The 15,822-nt window shown below is 56.2% G+C and carries 17 protein-coding genes; 7 read left to right on the top strand and 10 right to left on the bottom strand.

Features of this window, described 5'->3' with window-relative positions:
- From V6Z81_08695 to iolD, 10 genes are all read right to left on the bottom strand, one after another.
- Positions 1-629: aldo/keto reductase (locus tag V6Z81_08695; protein ID MEG9862542.1), on the bottom strand; the 629-nt coding region annotated here is incomplete at its 3' end.
- 13 nt (positions 630-642) lie between these two features.
- Positions 643-1,395, bottom strand: coding sequence for an SDR family oxidoreductase (locus V6Z81_08690; GenBank protein MEG9862541.1), 753 nt, complete (start codon positions 1,393-1,395; stop codon positions 643-645).
- A 2-nt stretch (positions 1,396-1,397) separates the two neighbouring features.
- Entirely contained in the window at positions 1,398-2,240 is an 843-nt protein-coding gene (locus tag V6Z81_08685) for an amidohydrolase family protein (protein ID MEG9862540.1), read from the bottom strand.
- The gene (locus V6Z81_08680) at positions 2,237-3,043 is read right to left on the bottom strand and encodes an SDR family NAD(P)-dependent oxidoreductase (protein ID MEG9862539.1); all 807 of its coding nucleotides are present in this window, start codon (positions 3,041-3,043) and stop codon (positions 2,237-2,239) included. The genes V6Z81_08685 and V6Z81_08680 overlap by 4 nt, the downstream gene beginning before the upstream one ends.
- A 73-nt stretch (positions 3,044-3,116) precedes the next feature.
- Positions 3,117-4,100, bottom strand: coding sequence for a sugar-binding protein (locus V6Z81_08675; GenBank protein ID MEG9862538.1), 984 nt, complete (start codon positions 4,098-4,100; stop codon positions 3,117-3,119).
- A gap of 41 nt (positions 4,101-4,141) precedes the next feature.
- A complete protein-coding gene (locus tag V6Z81_08670) occupies positions 4,142-5,167 on the bottom strand; it encodes an ABC transporter permease (GenBank protein ID MEG9862537.1) in 1,026 nt (341 codons plus the stop codon).
- A complete protein-coding gene (locus tag V6Z81_08665; protein MEG9862536.1) occupies positions 5,164-5,904 on the bottom strand; it encodes an ATP-binding cassette domain-containing protein in 741 nt (246 codons plus the stop codon). Before V6Z81_08665 ends, V6Z81_08670 begins: the two co-directional genes overlap by 4 nt.
- A 282-nt stretch (positions 5,905-6,186) precedes the next feature.
- Positions 6,187-7,005: an SDR family oxidoreductase gene (locus V6Z81_08660; GenBank protein MEG9862535.1), complete on the bottom strand. Its 819-nt coding sequence runs from the start codon at positions 7,003-7,005 to the stop codon at positions 6,187-6,189.
- Positions 7,002-7,226, bottom strand: coding sequence for a hypothetical protein (locus V6Z81_08655; protein ID MEG9862534.1), 225 nt, complete (start codon positions 7,224-7,226; stop codon positions 7,002-7,004). The genes V6Z81_08660 and V6Z81_08655 overlap by 4 nt, the downstream gene beginning before the upstream one ends.
- A gap of 6 nt (positions 7,227-7,232) precedes the next feature.
- Positions 7,233-9,092 (bottom strand): 3D-(3,5/4)-trihydroxycyclohexane-1,2-dione acylhydrolase (decyclizing), encoded by a 1,860-nt coding sequence (gene iolD, locus V6Z81_08650; protein MEG9862533.1) that lies wholly within the window; start codon positions 9,090-9,092, stop codon positions 7,233-7,235.
- Positions 9,093-9,201: 109 nt separating this feature from the next.
- On the opposite strand from iolD, the gene iolG reads away from it, so the two are divergent.
- The 7 genes from iolG to moaB form a co-directional block, all read left to right on the top strand.
- Entirely contained in the window at positions 9,202-10,209 is a 1,008-nt protein-coding gene (gene iolG / locus V6Z81_08645; GenBank protein ID MEG9862532.1) for an inositol 2-dehydrogenase, read from the top strand.
- A 3-nt stretch (positions 10,210-10,212) separates the two neighbouring features.
- On the top strand, positions 10,213-10,395 hold the full coding sequence (locus tag V6Z81_08640; GenBank protein MEG9862531.1) for a hypothetical protein: 183 nt from the start codon (positions 10,213-10,215) through the stop codon (positions 10,393-10,395).
- A 23-nt stretch (positions 10,396-10,418) separates the two neighbouring features.
- Positions 10,419-11,246, top strand: coding sequence for an aldolase/citrate lyase family protein (locus tag V6Z81_08635; GenBank protein ID MEG9862530.1), 828 nt, complete (start codon positions 10,419-10,421; stop codon positions 11,244-11,246).
- Positions 11,246-12,220, top strand: coding sequence for a hydroxyacid dehydrogenase (locus V6Z81_08630; protein MEG9862529.1), 975 nt, complete (start codon positions 11,246-11,248; stop codon positions 12,218-12,220). The genes V6Z81_08635 and V6Z81_08630 overlap by 1 nt, the downstream gene beginning before the upstream one ends.
- A complete protein-coding gene (locus tag V6Z81_08625) occupies positions 12,201-13,322 on the top strand; it encodes a Gfo/Idh/MocA family oxidoreductase (GenBank protein MEG9862528.1) in 1,122 nt (373 codons plus the stop codon). Before V6Z81_08630 ends, V6Z81_08625 begins: the two co-directional genes overlap by 20 nt.
- A 95-nt stretch (positions 13,323-13,417) precedes the next feature.
- Positions 13,418-15,244: a lytic transglycosylase domain-containing protein gene (locus V6Z81_08620; protein MEG9862527.1), complete on the top strand. Its 1,827-nt coding sequence runs from the start codon at positions 13,418-13,420 to the stop codon at positions 15,242-15,244.
- 85 nt (positions 15,245-15,329) lie between these two features.
- Positions 15,330-15,822: molybdenum cofactor biosynthesis protein B (gene moaB, locus V6Z81_08615; GenBank protein MEG9862526.1), on the top strand; the 493-nt coding region annotated here is incomplete at its 3' end.

The following is a 15,822-nucleotide window of genomic DNA, read 5'->3' as shown; positions in this document are numbered from 1 at the left end:
GCATTGAGGACCGCAATGCCGCGCTTGGATGCGTCGGTGAATAACGTATCGGCACTGCGGTTCAGCACAGTCCACCGGTTGTGATTGATAAGCGCATCGAAAGGTCTCTCGCGTATAATTGGCTCCATGACATCAAGCTTGCCCATGGCCAGACCAACGGCATCGGCGAGACCCTCTTCTTTAAGTTTAAATAATTCATCCAAAGCGCCGCCTTCTTCGGTTATCTCTTTCAGATCACGGCAATGTTCCGGGTCGTGGACGTGCAGAAGCTGTACTCTTTCAAGGCCCAGCCGCGTTAAGCTTTCCTCGAATGATTGCCTGACCCGGACAGCATCGAGCCGGCCTGTTTCCATGTCCCTGTCAATTTTGGTTGATAGAACAAAACCATCCGGCAATCCCCCTCTTTCGCGGAGGGCGGCACCGATTCGCTCTTCCGACCGGCCCAGACCATAATTATTGGAGGTATCGATAAAGTTGACCGGCCCATCAAAAATGGCATTGAGGGTTTCCCGGGCACGGTTGTCACTGACTTCGTATCCGTAGGTGTCGGGCATATTGCCCAGACTCGCTGTGCCTAAACACAGGGGCGTTACGCTAAGGCCGGTATCACCGATATTTTTCTTTTCCATGATTGTCTCCTTTTTATATGGAACCTGCTTCGACCATGTAGTTATTGGCGGTACACATTGCCGAGTCGTCGGAGGCCAGAAACACGACCATTCGTGCGACATGGACCGGCTCAATCAGATCGGGGAGGCACTGGCGTCTGCTGTGATTCTCCAGCGCTTCCGGTGTCGTCCACAGTTCTTTCTGGCGTTCCGTCATAATCCATCCGGGCACTACGGTATTAACCCGTATGCGGTGCTTCCCGAGGTCGCGCGCCATAGTGCGTGTGAGGCCGTGGACCGCCGACTTTGCCGTTGCATAGGCCGGGAATCCGCCGCCGGCTTCCCACCAGGAGTTGGAGCCCATATTGACGATGGCTCCCCCGCCGGCTTTTATCATTTCAGGGGCCACGGCCTGAATTGCAAAAAACATGTGGCGCAGGTTGGTCGCCATGCGTTCATCCCAGTATTCGGGCGTCACGTCCTTCCAGTCGTGCCTGTCGTCTCGAGCTGCGTTATTGACCAGAACCTGAGCCGGTCCCAGAAGGTCCTGAAGCTTGGAGAGTCCGGCGCGCAATCCGTCAATGTCGCGGAGGTCGCAAGTTTCAAACTCTATCTTGCCGGTCGTCTTCTCTGCGAGTTTCGCGCTTGAGGCTTCATCCAGATCCAAAAATCCAACTTTTGCTCCCTGATCGGCGAAGGCCTTGACGATTTCGGCGCCAATGCCCGACGCTCCCCCGGTCACAAACACGGTCTTGCCATTCAAGCTTGGGTAGTTCGCAAAATCCATCGTTAGCCTCCTTTTTCGATGCGATAAAATTTCCTGGCCGTCATGGAGAAAATTTTCTCCTGAGCTTCGGTGCCGATGTTTTCGGTCAGGCGCCGGGCTTGTTTGAACCAGTCGGAGTATTCACACCGAAGCCTTGAAACCGGCCAGTCTGAACCCCACATGACGCGTTCGGGGCCGAAACTGCTTATAACATGGTCAGTGTAGGGCTTCAACACGAGGTCTGAGCAGTCTTCTTCCGCTTCGGTCACAAGGCCGGATAGCTTGCAGCATGCTTCCGTGTCATTGGCCAGTGCCGACATACCTTCTGACCAGATTTTTAAATTTTCATCGGAGTGTGAGCGGAGCTGAGGCTTCATGGAGTGATCAAGAACCGCCCGCATTTTTGGATAGCGTGTGAGCAACTCATGAAAGTAAGTCAAATGCCGTGGAAATCCCAGGCAATCGAATGTGAGGTCCAGATCAATCAGGGCTTCATACGCCCATTGGATGTCATCGCGAAGCATCCAGCCGTCATCAGCGATATCCTGAATCATCGGGCGCACACCTGAAAATTTTGGATGCCGGGCCAGCCGTTCTAAAATACTCCGCTGTCCCTTATCCTCAAAATTAATCCAGCCAACCACTTTTGCCACAGTCGGCGTTGAATCTGCGATGCCCAGCATATATTCGGTTTCTTCAACGCTTGGTGCCGCTTGAACCAGCACGGTTTTCTGCACTCCGGTTGCGGCCAGACCACCCGCCAGATCAGCAGGGCCATAAGGGCGCGTCAGTACCGGATCATCGGGCGGCATCCATCCGTAATCGCCTCGGGACGGATGCCAGAAGTGATGGTGGGCATCGATCATGACTGATTGAACTTTTCAGTCCAGTCGGGATGCCAGCGGGATAGGGCCGGGCGGTTTTCGATGATATCTTCGGCCGACCAGGCAATCCGTTTTGCATCCATCTCGGATGTGACTTCGTTGTCCGGGCAGATGATATAAAAATCCCCGCGATCGAGACGCGGCAACATATATTCTACCAGCTCCTGCGGAGACCAGCCGCCGGGATCGGTTTTCGGGTGCGGACCGGTGAGTGTGAAGCCGGGGACCAGAAGATGGGCTGTAATCCGGCAGTCCGGGGTATTTCGAAGTTTATGCTCAAGCTGCTCGGTGTAGGTTTTGAGTGCTGACTTGGTCACATTGTAGATAATATTGCCGGGGGGATTGGTAATGCCCTGTTTGGAGCCGGTATTGAGAATGATTCCCGGGCGGCCCGAGTCTGTCATGCGCGGCAGAAAAGACCTTTCGGCGAGAACGGCAGCCCAAAAGTTGACATCCATTGTGCGGCGCCAGTTTTCAAGCGTCTCATTATCTCCTCCGGCCACGCGGGTTGCGGCATTGTTCATCAACAGATCAACATGTCCGAACTCTGAATGGCTCGCCTCGGCCAGCGCCTCCACGGCGCTCTCATCGGCGACATCCATGGCCCGGCAGAGAACCGGGCCGTCAAGAGTATCTGCAGCTTTTTCCAGCCTTGGCATGTCCAGATCTGCCAATACAATGCTCATCCCGCGTTTGGACAGTGCCTGCGCTGTCGCAAGACCAATGCCTGAAGCGGCGCCGGTGATTACTGCAACAGCTCCTTTGGTTAAGACCGGATGCGTCATCTCTTACCTCCTGATAAAGAAAATGGGCGACAACGAAAGACCCGTGCCGCCCATAAATTTTTACAACTATGTTTTACTGAACACAGGTGTCTATATTTTTATTGTCACAAACGTCCAGGCCAGTGTAAATCGGGCTTTTAACCGTTTTACCAGCAACAATGTCCTTCAGAATGAACATTGACTTATAACCCATTTCGTATGGACGCTGACCAACCAGGCCGTTGCCCAGCCCGTCTTTGGTCTGTTCAAGCTGCATGGGTAGCGTGTCGGCCACAACGATAGTCAGGTCGCCTGAATCCATTTTTGCCTTGTAAGGGGCAACGGCCTTACGATATGCATTGTCGAACCACTGGGTGAATGCACCCGTGGAAAGAAATGCCGTCAGGTTGGAATTGGCGGCCAGAATGTCCGACATGCCCTGAACTGCGACGTTACCGTCGTCGTTTGTGATTAACGGGCAACCGGAGATTTCAGTCCAGCCTCCCTCGCCTGACAGTGCCTTACCGGGAGGCGTGCCGGTGTCCTTGCCGGACAGCGTATCACGTGCACCCTTCAGACGCTCGTTATGGTTTGCGGCAGCCGCACCACCTGTTTGAAGGCAAATTGTGCCGCCCTTAGGGTGACGAGCCTTAACCAGCTTTGCGAGGTTGACACCAATATCGTAGTTGTTGGTGCCAACGTAAGTTGTCCGCAGACCGACATCGTCGGGAAGCAGGTCTGAATCCCATGTGATCACGGGAATACCGGCTTTTTTAGCACTCCTCAGAACCTTGGCCATTGCCGGAGCGTTTGAAGGTGCTACAGCGATACCGTCAACTCCCTTTGTGATAAGGTCTTGTACGATCTGGATCTGTTCAAGCTCAGTGTGCTCCCCTGGTCCGATATATTCGCAAGTTACATCATCAAGTTCATCCTGAGCCTTATAACAGCCGTCACGAGCAAGGTCGAAGAACGGGTTGTTCATCGCTTTTGGCACGAGAGCAAATGTCTGGTCGGCCAAAGCCGCCCCGGACATCGCCATCAGGGCGATTAGTGTAGTGGTAAGTAACTTCTTCATGTTTTCCTCCTCTAGGTTTAATGAAGACTTGGTATTGGGGGTTACTTCCCCCCTCGATTGCGGATTTGTTCCAATAAAACTGCGATAATGAGGAACAATCCCACAAAAAATTGCTGCCAGAGTGCAGGGATGCCTGCGAGTAGCAGCGAATTTCGTATAAGTTCAATCAAGGCCGCCCCGATCGGAGCGCCAACGGCAAAGACAATCCCGCCGAGAAGGTTGGCGCCGCCGATCACGGTTGCCGCAATGACCGTAAGCTCCCACGTAAAGCCCATCCCATTGGTCACCGAGCCCGTATAGCCTACGAACATAAATGCTGCGAGACCGGCGCAAAGCGAGCAGACGACATAAACCGAGACGATGACACGCTCCACCGGAATCCCTGCAAGTCTTGCCGCATTGGAATTTCCACCGATGGCAATCACCCAGCGGCCCCATGTCGTATAGCGCCATATCCACCAGAATATGGCGGTCAGGATTCCCAGAACCCAAACCACGTTGGGTACGCCAAGGACGCTTTCGCCGCCGATCCACTCAAAAAGTTCCTGGTCCGGTCCGAACATCCAGATCATCTGGTTGTTTGAGACTACCCTTGCCAGTGATACGACAACCGACAGCATACCGAGTGTGACCACAAACGGCGGCATTCTGAGATAGGCGATCAGATAGCCGTTCACAAGCCCGACGAGAGCGGCGACTGACATGCAGCCCAGAAAGCCAAGCTCTATACCGAAGCCGGCCTGCATAATGAGTCCGGTGACAATACCGGAAAGACCGACAAGAGAACCCACGCTGAGATCGATGCCCGCTGTGCAGATGACCGCAGACATGCCCAGGGCCATAATGCCGAAAAAGGCCATATTGCGGGTAATGTTAAAAATGTTGCGTTCGGTAAAGAAAGCGTCCGAGACGAAGCTCATGATGAAAGCCAGAGTGAGCAGGGCCACGAAAACCCAAAAGGGCTGGGTTCTGAGTATCGCTGCAAATCCCGACACCTCACGGCGGAGGGTGATGCTGTCGTCAATGACAGCGTGGTCTTTCTGGGTTTTTTGTTTCTTTTTGTTCATGCGGCTTCAATCGCTCCGATGATTAGCCCGGTAACCTCTTCCGGTGATGTCTTACTGATTTTTTTGTCCGCAACCTTAATGCCGCGACGCAATACGGCCACGCGGTCGCAGACCTCGAATACGTCGGGCATCCTGTGGGAGACCAGAATGACGGCGTGCCCCGTGTCCTTTAGCCGGTGTATAAGGGCCAGCACCTCTTTGACCTGACGGACTGAAATCGCGGCTGTCGGCTCGTCCATTAAAACCAGCTTGGGATCGCTTAGCCGTGTACGCGCTATGGCTACCGCCTGTCGTTGTCCGCCCGACATTTTCCGGACGAGATCACGCGGCCGTGTTTCGGACTTCAGTTCAGTAAAAAGCTCGCCAGCTTTCCTGTACATTGTTGTGTGGTCAAGCATCGAAAACGGACCGATTTTCTTTTTCAACTCACGGCCGAGGAAGACATTGGCGCCGGCCGTCAGGTTGTCGCACAGTGCGAGATCCTGATAGACGATTTCAATACCGGCTTCGCGTGCATCTATGGGTTTGGAAAATTCTACGGGACTGCCATCAATGTTGATCGTGCCGTCTGTCGGCGGGAAATTCCCTGCGACGATTTTCACCAGCGTTGATTTGCCGGCGCCATTATCGCCCATCAGACCCACAGCCTCGCCCGGCGAGATCGACAGGTCCACACCCTGCAGTGCATGAATTGCACCAAAACTTTTGGAAATGTTTTCGAGCTTTAACAGACTCACAAATATTTCCTCCCAATACCTTTCTATCTGTTTCCCGTATTTTATTCAAGAATAAACAAAAATCTCCAATCTGTTACTGCAAATTGTTCAATATTAACATGACGTTGCTGCCAGTGAGATTTGAACTGCGAATGTCACAAAATTTGTATATTCACCTGTTCATCATAGAGCTTTGGTCTTTCAGAAATTTTAATCGTTTGTCGGGTTTCCGTATCAAGGCATTCTTTTGCCGCGGGGTCGGCGGCTTTTCATACAGAACAGGTTTTATGGCGATGCGCACGCTCACTTTTCGGACAGTTTCTCTGCCGGGCCGGGGGCCTGACCGTCATAGCCGCCCCAGACCGACTGGTCATAGTGGATAACGGACCCCGTCATTATTCCGGCGTCATCTGAAGCCAGAAATAAGACGGCACGGGCAACCTCAACGGGGTCGATCAGACGGCCAAAGGGCAGACCTTCGTTTGCCTTTTTTTCCCAGTCCGGATCACCCGACTCTTCGAGTTGCAACTGGCGTTCGTGATCGGAGGCCATCCAGCCGATATCGAGCTGGTTGACGTGGATGCGGTTTCGCATGAGGGAATACCCCGCATTGCGCGTCAGGTTCGCCAGGGCGGCCTTGGATGCGCAATAGGGCGCGAGGAAAGGCTGACCCGCTCGGGATGATGTCGAGCCGATATTGACGATCCGCCCGCCGGTGCCTTCGCGTTCCATCACTTTGATGGCGTCCTGCATGAGGAAAAAGGGTGCACGCGTATTGACGGCAAACATGGCATCGAAGAGTTCCGGACTTGTATTCAAGAGATTGCCGCGGTCGGTAAGCCCGGCGGCGTTGACAAGAATATCGACCCGGCCGAACGACTTGTCGGCAGACGGAACAATGGTCCGGACATCTTTCATCTTTTCGAGATCTGCGGTGATCAATTCAACCGGGGTTCCGGTGTCGGCGGTAATGTCCTTGGCGCGTTGTTGCCCCTTTTCCTTTCCCCTTCCGACAATGCAGACCCCTGCGGCACCCGAGCTTGCAAACAGGTGTGCTATCGCAGCCCCGAGACCCTGCGTGCCTCCTGTGACGATTGCTATTTTCCCGTCGATCCTGTTCATGCGACCACCTCGTATCCTGCGACTTCCATGACGCCGAACTTCTGCAGGACCGGCCCCAACTCATCCATATTCATCGGAAACCTGCGGCCGGTTTCCATGCCGGTGAGCCCGGCATCCGAAGCCTGCCGCAGACACTCCTCCAGGCTAACGTCATCCGACATCTCTTCAAGGTCGTCATTCCAGCAGGCAATGGGAGCTATGCCGAGTTTGGCTTTCAACATGGGCATCTATATTCCCAGCCGCTGTTTCTTGCGAAAGGCTTCCTGGTTCTTGCGGGCTTTCCGGACGCTTTCACGCGGACTGGATTCAGGTACACCGACATACCAGTCGGCGCCTCCCGGTGTCCAGGTATAGGCTTCCGTTGCGATGCTGATCACGGTTGTCGAATCCGTGGTCTGTGCCCATTTCATCGCTTCCTTAAGATCGGCCAAACTATCGCAGTGCCGTGCATGAGCTCCCATGGCTTCGGCATGTCTGGCAAATTCGACACGGCGCACGTTGCTTTTCTCCGAGCCGCGGCAATCTTTGAGCAGATTGTTGAATTCCTCGCCGCCCATTCCGGTCTGCAGACGGTTGATCACGGCGAAGCCGCCATTGTCGCAAACCACAACGATCATCTTGTGCCCTGAAATCACCGAGGAATGGATATCGGAATTCATCATCATATAGGAGCCGTCACCGACCATGACGATGGGGGTTCCCTTTCCCCCCATAGCCATCGCATGACCCCAGCCGCCGGAGATCTCATACCCCATGCAGGAATAGCCGAACTCGCAGTCGAACGTGTGAGGCGTCTTGCAGCGCCAGTTTTTGATCGTCTCACCCGGCAGGCCGCCTGCGGCAGTGACCATGACGTCTTCAGGCTTGGCCATCTTGTGAACAACACCGATGACCTGTGCGTAGCTGGGCACCTCCTGGTTAGTCGGTGCCTGACATTCGTCAATGAGCTTGTTCCAGCCGGCATAATATTTTTGTGCGGCCTTCATTCGTTCCTGTGGTGCGGCCCAGTCGCCGAGTAAGGCGCCGATATCGGAGATTGCCTCAAGGGCATCGCCGACTACGGGATATGCGCGGTGCTTCGTTGCATCAAACCGGGCAGCGTTAATGTTGATAAACCGGGCGTCCCTGGGGAAAGTCGTCCAGGAGCCGGTGGTGAAATCCTGAAGCCTCGTGCCGATGGCAACCACAACGTCAGCCGACTCGGCAAGCTCACGGGCCGCTTCGGTGCCTTCAATGCCCATAGGGCCGACATAGCAAGGGTTGTCGTGAATGACGGCGCCTTTGCCGGCGATGGTTTCGGCCATTGGTATGCCGTGCTTTGCGGCAAAGGCGGCAACGGCGTCTTCGGCACCGGAATACCGGACGCCACCGCCCGAGATCAATAATGGTTTCCTGGCCGACTTCAGAACTTCGACTGCCGACGACACCTGATCTATTGAAGGGCGTGGACGCGGGATCCTCCAGGTTTTTTCCTCGAAGAATTCTTCGGGATATTCATAGGCCAGCTCTTGAGTATCCTGCGGGATGCCGATGAAAGCGGGGCCGCATTCGGCGGGATCAAGCATTGTCGCAATGGCATGCGGGAGTGAATGGATTATCTGTGCGGGATGGGTAATTCTGTCCCAATATCGCGTCACCGCCCTGAAGCTGTCATTTACCGTGATCGAGGGATCGCCGAAATGCTCGACCTGTTGCAGAACCGGATCGGGCAGACGGTTCACATAAGTGTCTCCGGACAGCAGGAGGACAGGCAACCGGTTGGCGTGAGCGACGGCGGCCGCCGTAACCATGTTCGTGGCACCGGGGCCGACGGAGGACGTGGCGATCATGATCTGCCTGCGCCTCTTTGCCTTGGCATAGGCAATCGCCGCCAAGGCCATGGATTGTTCATTCTGACCGCGCCAGGTCGGCAGCCGGTCCTGCACCCGCTGCAGGGCTTCCCCCAGACAGGTGACATTCCCATGCCCGAAGATTCCAAAGACGCCGGCGAAGAGCGGCACTTTCTTGCCGTCGATTTCGGTGTATTGTGAGCAGAGGTAACGCACCATGGCTTGCGCCATCGTCATGGTTGCCGATTTTGCAGCCATATTTTTCTCCCGGATAAGTCATAACACGCATTTAAATGATCATTGACAATGAAAGTCTTTTGCAATGATCATTGCAAGAAGAAAATCAGAAGAAAATTAGGAGGACATTATGCCAAGGGTTTCCGTGCTCGGATGCGGCCGTATCGGCAGCATGCATGCCGATAATATTGCGTCACATCCGCGAGTGGAGCTGGCCGGCGTCTTCGATGTGCACGCGCCGTCCGCAGAAGAGGTCTCCGGCCGGCATGGCGTTCAAAACTTTCCGTCAGCCGAAGATGCGATCGCAAGCGATATGGTGGATGCCGTCCTGATCGCAACCCCGACATCCACCCATGTCGACTATCTCGAAGCGACAGTGAAAGCGGGAAAACCCGTGCTTTGCGAGAAGCCGATCGACTTGTCCCTTGAAAGGGTGAATGAGCTTCAAAAGCGCATAAAAGGGAGTGATGTTCCGATCATGCTGGGTTTCGTCCGCCGCTTCGATCCGGGACATGCCGCAGCACAAAAAGCCGCCAGTGATGGCGAGATCGGGGAGTTGCACCAGGTCATCATCACATCCCGGGATCCGGGCATGGCTTCTGACGGGTATGTCGAATCTTCAGGGGGTATTTTCCGGGACATGACCATCCATGATCTTGATCTTGCGCGATTTATGCTCGGCGAAGAGGTCAGCGGCGTGATGGCGACCGGATCGCGTCTGGTTGATCCTGCGTTGATGAAGAAGTGCGACGATTACGACACTGTCGTGGTCACGTTGACAACAAAAAGCGGCCGGCAGGCGGTGATCACGAATTCCCGTGAGGCCGCCTACGGGTATGATCAGCGGGTTGAGCTGTTCGGCTCCGGGGGAATGCTGATCTCGGAGAACCGGCGCGATCATCTGATGACCAAGCATCTCAAAGAATCAACGGGTGTTTCCGCACCGCTTCAGCATTTCTTCATTGAGCGCTACCGCGAGGCCTTCAATGCCGAGATCGACCATTTCGTCGATGCGATTGAGGGCACGGCGCCGGTGCCCGTGGGATTTGAAGACGGACGGCTGGCGCTTCTTCTGGCCGATGCCTGTTTCAAATCCATAGCCGAAGGCCGGGTTATCAAAACCAGCGAGATGGGATAAGCGATGTATGATCAACCCGGACTTTTCATCGGCGGCTCCCGGATCAAGGGCGAGCGGACTGCAGAGGTGCTGTCCCCGGTGACGGAAAAAGCGCCGGAAAAAGTGACGGGCAAAGTTGCCGCGGCATCAAAGGGCAATACGCAAAAAGCCGTCGATGCGGCTTCTCTTGCCCGGATTGTGTTTTAAGGTGCGGCGATGAGGAGATGGCTATGAGCAAAAACAAAGTCAAAAAACTTTGGTCCGAGGGCAAGCCGGTTCTTCAGGGCTGGTGCTCTATAGGAAATTCGTTCACGGCCGAGATCATGGCGGCACAGGGCTATGATGCGGTCGTTATCGACATGCAGCACGGTGCCCTTGATTATTCCGATGCGTTGCCGATGATTCAGGCCATGCGGGCTTCGGGCGTGACCATTGGGGCGCGTGTGCCCTGGCTTGATCCGGCAATCATTATGAAGGTACTTGATGCGGGGGCGCTCAACATCATATGCCCCATGATCAACAATGCCGGGCAGGCCGCCGAATTTGTCAGCGCCCTGCGCTATCCCCCGCAGGGTCAGCGCAGTTTCGGTCCGACACGCGCCAATGTCGCCATGCCGGGATACGGTCCCGCCATGAATGATGAGATTGTTGCGCTTGCCATGATCGAGACCGCCGAGGGTGTCGCGAATCTTGAGGACATTGCCGCAACTCCCGGTCTCGACGGGATCTATGTCGGACCTGCCGATCTGACCCTCGGGACACAGCAGGGGCGTCTGCCGCCGGGGCTTGACCGCGAAGAGGACGAGATGATTGAGCTGATCAAATGGATTGCGGAGGTTTGCAAAAAATCCGGGATCCAGGCCTGCATTCATTGCCTGACCCCTGAATATGCCGCAAGGGCAATCGGATGGGGCTACAGTCTCACCAACGTCTCCGGCGACAGCCGCATGCTTACGGCGGCGGCGGCGGCGAGCATCAGTCGCTTTCGCGAGCTTACCGGCACAGACGTCAAAAGCGCAGATTCCAAAAATGCGGATACGGGCGGGGAAGTCTACTGATGCCCCATGTGCTTGTCACAGGGCTGCTTCACCCTTCCGGCTGCGCCCTCCTTGATGCCGCCGATGAGATGACGGTGACCTACATCCCCGATGTGTCCGAGGAGAGTCTTGCCGCCGAAATCGGCAATGCCGAAGCCGTTCTGCTGCGCACGCAGCCTATGACGGAATCCACGGTAAACAAAGCCTCCCGTCTGCGCATCGTATCGCGTCACGGGGTCGGCTATGATGCGGTTGATGTGGATGCGCTGAATGCAAGGGGGATTGCGCTGGCCGTTTGCGGTGATGTGAATTCGACGGCTGTTGCCGAACATGCCGCGATGATGATTCTTGCGGCAACCAAGCGCGCATTGCGCGGGGATAACGCTACGCGTACCGGCTCCTGGGACTGGCGCAACAATCTTGAATCAAGGGACCTCCGCGGGCAGAATCTTCTTGTGGCGGGATACGGGAGGATCGGCCGGCATATTGCCGCGATGATGGCGGGATTTGGCATGGCGGTTCGGGCCTACGACCCCTATCTGATGAAAGCCGGCTGGCCCGAAGGTGATGTGGCCGGCTTTGAGACGCTCGAAGAAGGTCTTGGCTGGGCCGATGTGATTTCATTTTCGCTTCCCCATAAGGGGAAGCCTCTCATCGGTGATGATGAGATCGCGCTGATGAAGGATGGCGCCGTATTGGTCAACACGGCACGCGGCGGAATCATTGATGAGGCTGCTCTGATCAATGCCCTGAAAAACGGCAAGATCGGGGCTGCCGGACTGGATGTTTTTAAAAGCGAGCCATTGCCCGAAGGACATCCGTTTGGCGCTTTCGATCAGGTTCTGCTGTCACCGCACATCGCCGGGCTGACCCGGGAGTCGGCCGAGCGCATGGCCGTCTCGTCCGCCGAGAACATCCTCAATTTTTTTGCGGGCACCCTGGACCATGCTTTGATTGTGAACCGGGAGGAGATCGATGTCCCCCTCCAAACCTAGCCTCAAAGTCGGGCTGATCGGCACGGGATTCATGGGCAAGACCCATGCATTCGGATTCGCCAATGCGGCAAGGGCTTTCGATCTGCCCGTTGAGGCCGAATTGCACACCGTTGCCGATATCAATGCTGAGGCTGCTGCCGATGCGGCCCGCTCCTTCGGCTTTTCGAAGGCCACCGATGACTGGCGTGACATCACCGGCGATCCCGAAATAGACATTGTCTCGATTACAGCGCCCAACGCCCTGCATAAGGAGATGTCGCTGGCCGCCATTGCCGCCGGCAAGCACGTCTATTGCGAAAAGCCTCTTGCTCCTCTTGCGAAGGATGCTGCCGAGATGGCCGATGCGGCGGAGGGCGCCGGCATCAAAACTCAAGTGGGTTTCAACTATCTCTGCAATCCGATGTTCGTTCTGGCGCGCGAGATGATCGATGCGGGCGAGCTGGGGGAGATCCGTAGTTTCCGCGGCATCCATGCCGAGGATTATATGGCGGACGAGGGCGCCCCCTGCACATTCCGGCACGATGCGGCCGGCGGCGGCGCTCTGGCCGATCTCGGCAGTCATGTTCTGGCGACGGCTGAATTTCTGCTGGGTCCGGTCAGCGAAGTTCTGGGGGACCGCATCACGGTTATCGGCGAGCGCGATGACGGCAAGGGCGGCCGCAGGGCGGTGGAGGTTGATGATATCGGCCGCGCCTTTTTACGGTTCGCCAACGGGGCCAGCGGGTCAATCGAGGGAAACTGGATCGCTATGGGGCGCAAAATGCAGCATGATTTCGAGATTTACGGCTCAAAAGGCGCCCTTGCCTTCAGCCAGGAGCGGTTTAATGAGCTGCATTATTATTCGGCTGCCGATGCCCGGGGCCGTCAGGGATTCCGCCGCATTGAAGCGGCGCCGGAACATCACCCCTACGGGCAGTTCTGCGTCGCTCCGGGTCACCAGATCGGCTTTAACGATCTGAAGGCCATCGAGGTTGCGGGCTTTCTGGGCGCGGTCAACGGCGATGGAGGCGAGCCCTTCAATTTCCGTTCCGGCCTGCGCATTCAAACCCTTGTGGAGTTTATCCGGAAATCTTCGCAGGGGCATGGCTGGCTCAAAGTCTGAGCTTAGGATGCCGATTAGTGTGTAAAAGTCTTGATTGTTTTTGCCGGTTTGTTAAAATCCCCGGGTCTTCCTTGGGGGCCACAACAAAAGGGCTGATGATGCGGCTAAGGCTTGCTCAGATTGCAGTATTGATCGTGTTTTCGGTGCCGTTTGGTGTCCCGTTTGGCGCATCCGGTGTCATGGCGGATACCGTGCCGTTCCAGCACGCCCCGCACGGCCTGCCGGCTCCGCTGAGCGCCGATGATGCTGGCCGTTACCGGCAGATTTTCGACCTTCTTCGACAAAAAAAATGGAAGGAGGCGGATCGGCTGGTCAGCACGCTTGAGAGCGATCTTTTGCTGGGCCGTGTTCTCTCGGAACTCTATCTGCACCCTGAGAGCGGCCGGACGAGCTACAAGCAATTGCGGGACTGGCTGGAGGAATATAATGACCATCCCGCCGCCACGCGTATCGCCCGGCTGGCGAATAATCGCCGCCCGGCCAATGCGAAAGCCGTGAAACGGCCCAAGAGCGGCTATCTTAACGGTTACGGCCGCCTCCGGACAGGCGGCTCCTATGTCGCCATTCCGGCATCGAAGAAGAACCGGGCCTCACCTGTCAAGACAAGGAAAATCGCCAGAGATGCCCGTTACAGAATCCGTTCCGGCTGGCCCACAGGCGCACTTCAGCTGCTTACCAAGAGCAATCTTCGCTATCTGACCAAATATGAAGAGGCCGTGCTGCGTGCCGATATTGCCCACGGCTATTTCATCTACGGCAAGGATCCTGAAGCTATTGAGCAGGGCGAAAAAGCGATTGCTCTTGCAGGAGAGGGCGTCCCGCAAGCCTACTGGACTGCGGGGATAGCCGCCTGGCGGGATGGTAACGTTAAGAAGGCGATGACGTTTTTCCGCCCCCTTGCCGAGGCAACTGGCGCCCCGTCTTATCTGATCAGCGCCGGGGCTTTCTGGGCATCACGGGGGGCGCTGCAGCACGGCGAGGTCGATGCCTCCTTCCGCTTTCTTGAAATCGCCGCAAAAACACAAGACAGCTTCTACGGCATGCTTGCGGCCGAAGTTCTGGGGCAGGACATCACCCTTGATTTCAATCTGCCGCGATTGAACGAGGAATACATAAGCTGGCTCAACAGCATCCCGGGGGGGCGGCGCGCTTTTGCCCTTTTGCAGGTGGGCGAGACCTATCATGCAAGCCGCGAGCTGCGTTATCTCTGGGATGAAATGAATTCCGGGCAGCGTGAGCAGACCATGGTGCTGGCCGCCAGAACGCACATGGCCGGGCTTTCATTTCGAGCGGCGGATATTCTGCTCCAGGAGAAAGATCAGCACTGGTATGCGGCACTCTATCCGATCCCCGACTTCGAGACCGAAGAGCCGATCCGCGTTGATCAGGCGCTTCTGCTGGCGGTGATGCGGCAGGAATCGGGTTTCAACCCCCGGGCCCAGTCCAGTGCCAAGGCCAGCGGATTGATGCAGCTGATGCCCGCCACAGCGGCGTTCATTGCCCGTGACCGCCGCTATCGCGGCTCGCGCAGACATGATCTGATGAATCCCGAGATCAATATCCGGCTTGGTGAGGCCTATATTCTGCATCTTTTTAAAGAGGATATTGTAAGCGGTGATTTTGTCCGCCTCCTGGCAGCTTATAATGGCGGGCCGGGCAATCTTAAGAAATGGTCGCGCAAGGTTGATCATGGCGGGGACATTCTGATGTTGCTCGAAAGTCTGCCGTCGCGGGAGACACGGTTTTATGTGAAGAATGTGTTGACCAACTACTGGATCTACCGCAAACGCCTCGGCAGGGACGGTGAAGCGCTGGGCCTGATCGCCGCAGGTGAAGGGCAGAATCCTCCTGTTGATTTTCACCTCCATGGCCAGACCTGCGATCTCACCATGCTTTCGGAACGTTGCGCCCAGCAACCCTGAGCCGGCAACCCTGAGCCGGCAACCCTGAGTCGGCAACCCTGAGTCGGCAACCCTGAGCCCGGCAACTTTGAGAGGCATGGTTCCCATGAGTAAAAAACTCAGCGACAAGATCGAGTTCGTTCCTGTCGGCATAGCGGTGATGACAGTGTCCGACACCCGCAGTGCGGCTGATGACAAATCGGGGGATGTTCTTGCCGAACGGCTGACGTCAGCGGGACACCATCTGGCAGCCCGGACGATTGTCCGTGATGACATCGCCGAGATCCAGGCGGCCCTGCGGGGCTGGATAGATGATCCCGGGATTGACTGTATCCTGACGACCGGCGGCACCGGCGTTACGGGGCGCGATGTGACGCCGGAAGCGCTGAAGGCTGTTTTCGATAAGGAAATCGAGGGGTTCGGCGAGATGTTTCGCTGGCTGAGCATGGAAAAGATCGGCACCTCCGCCCTGCAGAGCCGCGCCATTGGCGGGGTCGCCGGGGGGACCTATATTTTTGCCCTGCCCGGCTCACCTTCGGCCTGCCGCGATGGCTGGGATCTGATCCTGAAATGGCAGCTTGATATTCGCCATGAGCCCT

This window comes from Parvularculales bacterium (assembly GCA_036881865.1).
Classification (GTDB): domain Bacteria; phylum Pseudomonadota; class Alphaproteobacteria; order JAPOUT01; family JBAJNM01; genus JBAJNM01.
Note: the sequence above shows the minus strand (reverse complement) of the source record. Positions and strands in the feature narration are given on the sequence as shown.

Coding starts and splice junctions, on each gene's coding strand:
- V6Z81_08690 (MEG9862541.1), bottom strand. CDS start 1,395: ATGGATTTTGCGAACTACCCAAGCTTGAATGGCAAGACCGTGTTTGTG.
- V6Z81_08675 (MEG9862538.1), bottom strand. CDS start 4,100: ATGAAGAAGTTACTTACCACTACACTAATCGCCCTGATGGCGATGTCC.
- V6Z81_08620 (MEG9862527.1), top strand. CDS start 13,418: ATGATGCGGCTAAGGCTTGCTCAGATTGCAGTATTGATCGTGTTTTCG.
- V6Z81_08680 (MEG9862539.1), bottom strand. CDS start 3,043: ATGACGCATCCGGTCTTAACCAAAGGAGCTGTTGCAGTAATCACCGGC.
- V6Z81_08670 (MEG9862537.1), bottom strand. CDS start 5,167: ATGAACAAAAAGAAACAAAAAACCCAGAAAGACCACGCTGTCATTGAC.
- V6Z81_08655 (MEG9862534.1), bottom strand. CDS start 7,226: ATGTTGAAAGCCAAACTCGGCATAGCTCCCATTGCCTGCTGGAATGAC.
- V6Z81_08630 (MEG9862529.1), top strand. CDS start 11,246: ATGCCCCATGTGCTTGTCACAGGGCTGCTTCACCCTTCCGGCTGCGCC.
- iolD (MEG9862533.1), bottom strand. CDS start 9,092: ATGGCTGCAAAATCGGCAACCATGACGATGGCGCAAGCCATGGTGCGT.
- V6Z81_08660 (MEG9862535.1), bottom strand. CDS start 7,005: ATGAACAGGATCGACGGGAAAATAGCAATCGTCACAGGAGGCACGCAG.
- V6Z81_08685 (MEG9862540.1), bottom strand. CDS start 2,240: ATGATCGATGCCCACCATCACTTCTGGCATCCGTCCCGAGGCGATTAC.
- V6Z81_08640 (MEG9862531.1), top strand. CDS start 10,213: ATGTATGATCAACCCGGACTTTTCATCGGCGGCTCCCGGATCAAGGGC.
- V6Z81_08625 (MEG9862528.1), top strand. CDS start 12,201: ATGTCCCCCTCCAAACCTAGCCTCAAAGTCGGGCTGATCGGCACGGGA.
- iolG (MEG9862532.1), top strand. CDS start 9,202: ATGCCAAGGGTTTCCGTGCTCGGATGCGGCCGTATCGGCAGCATGCAT.
- V6Z81_08635 (MEG9862530.1), top strand. CDS start 10,419: ATGAGCAAAAACAAAGTCAAAAAACTTTGGTCCGAGGGCAAGCCGGTT.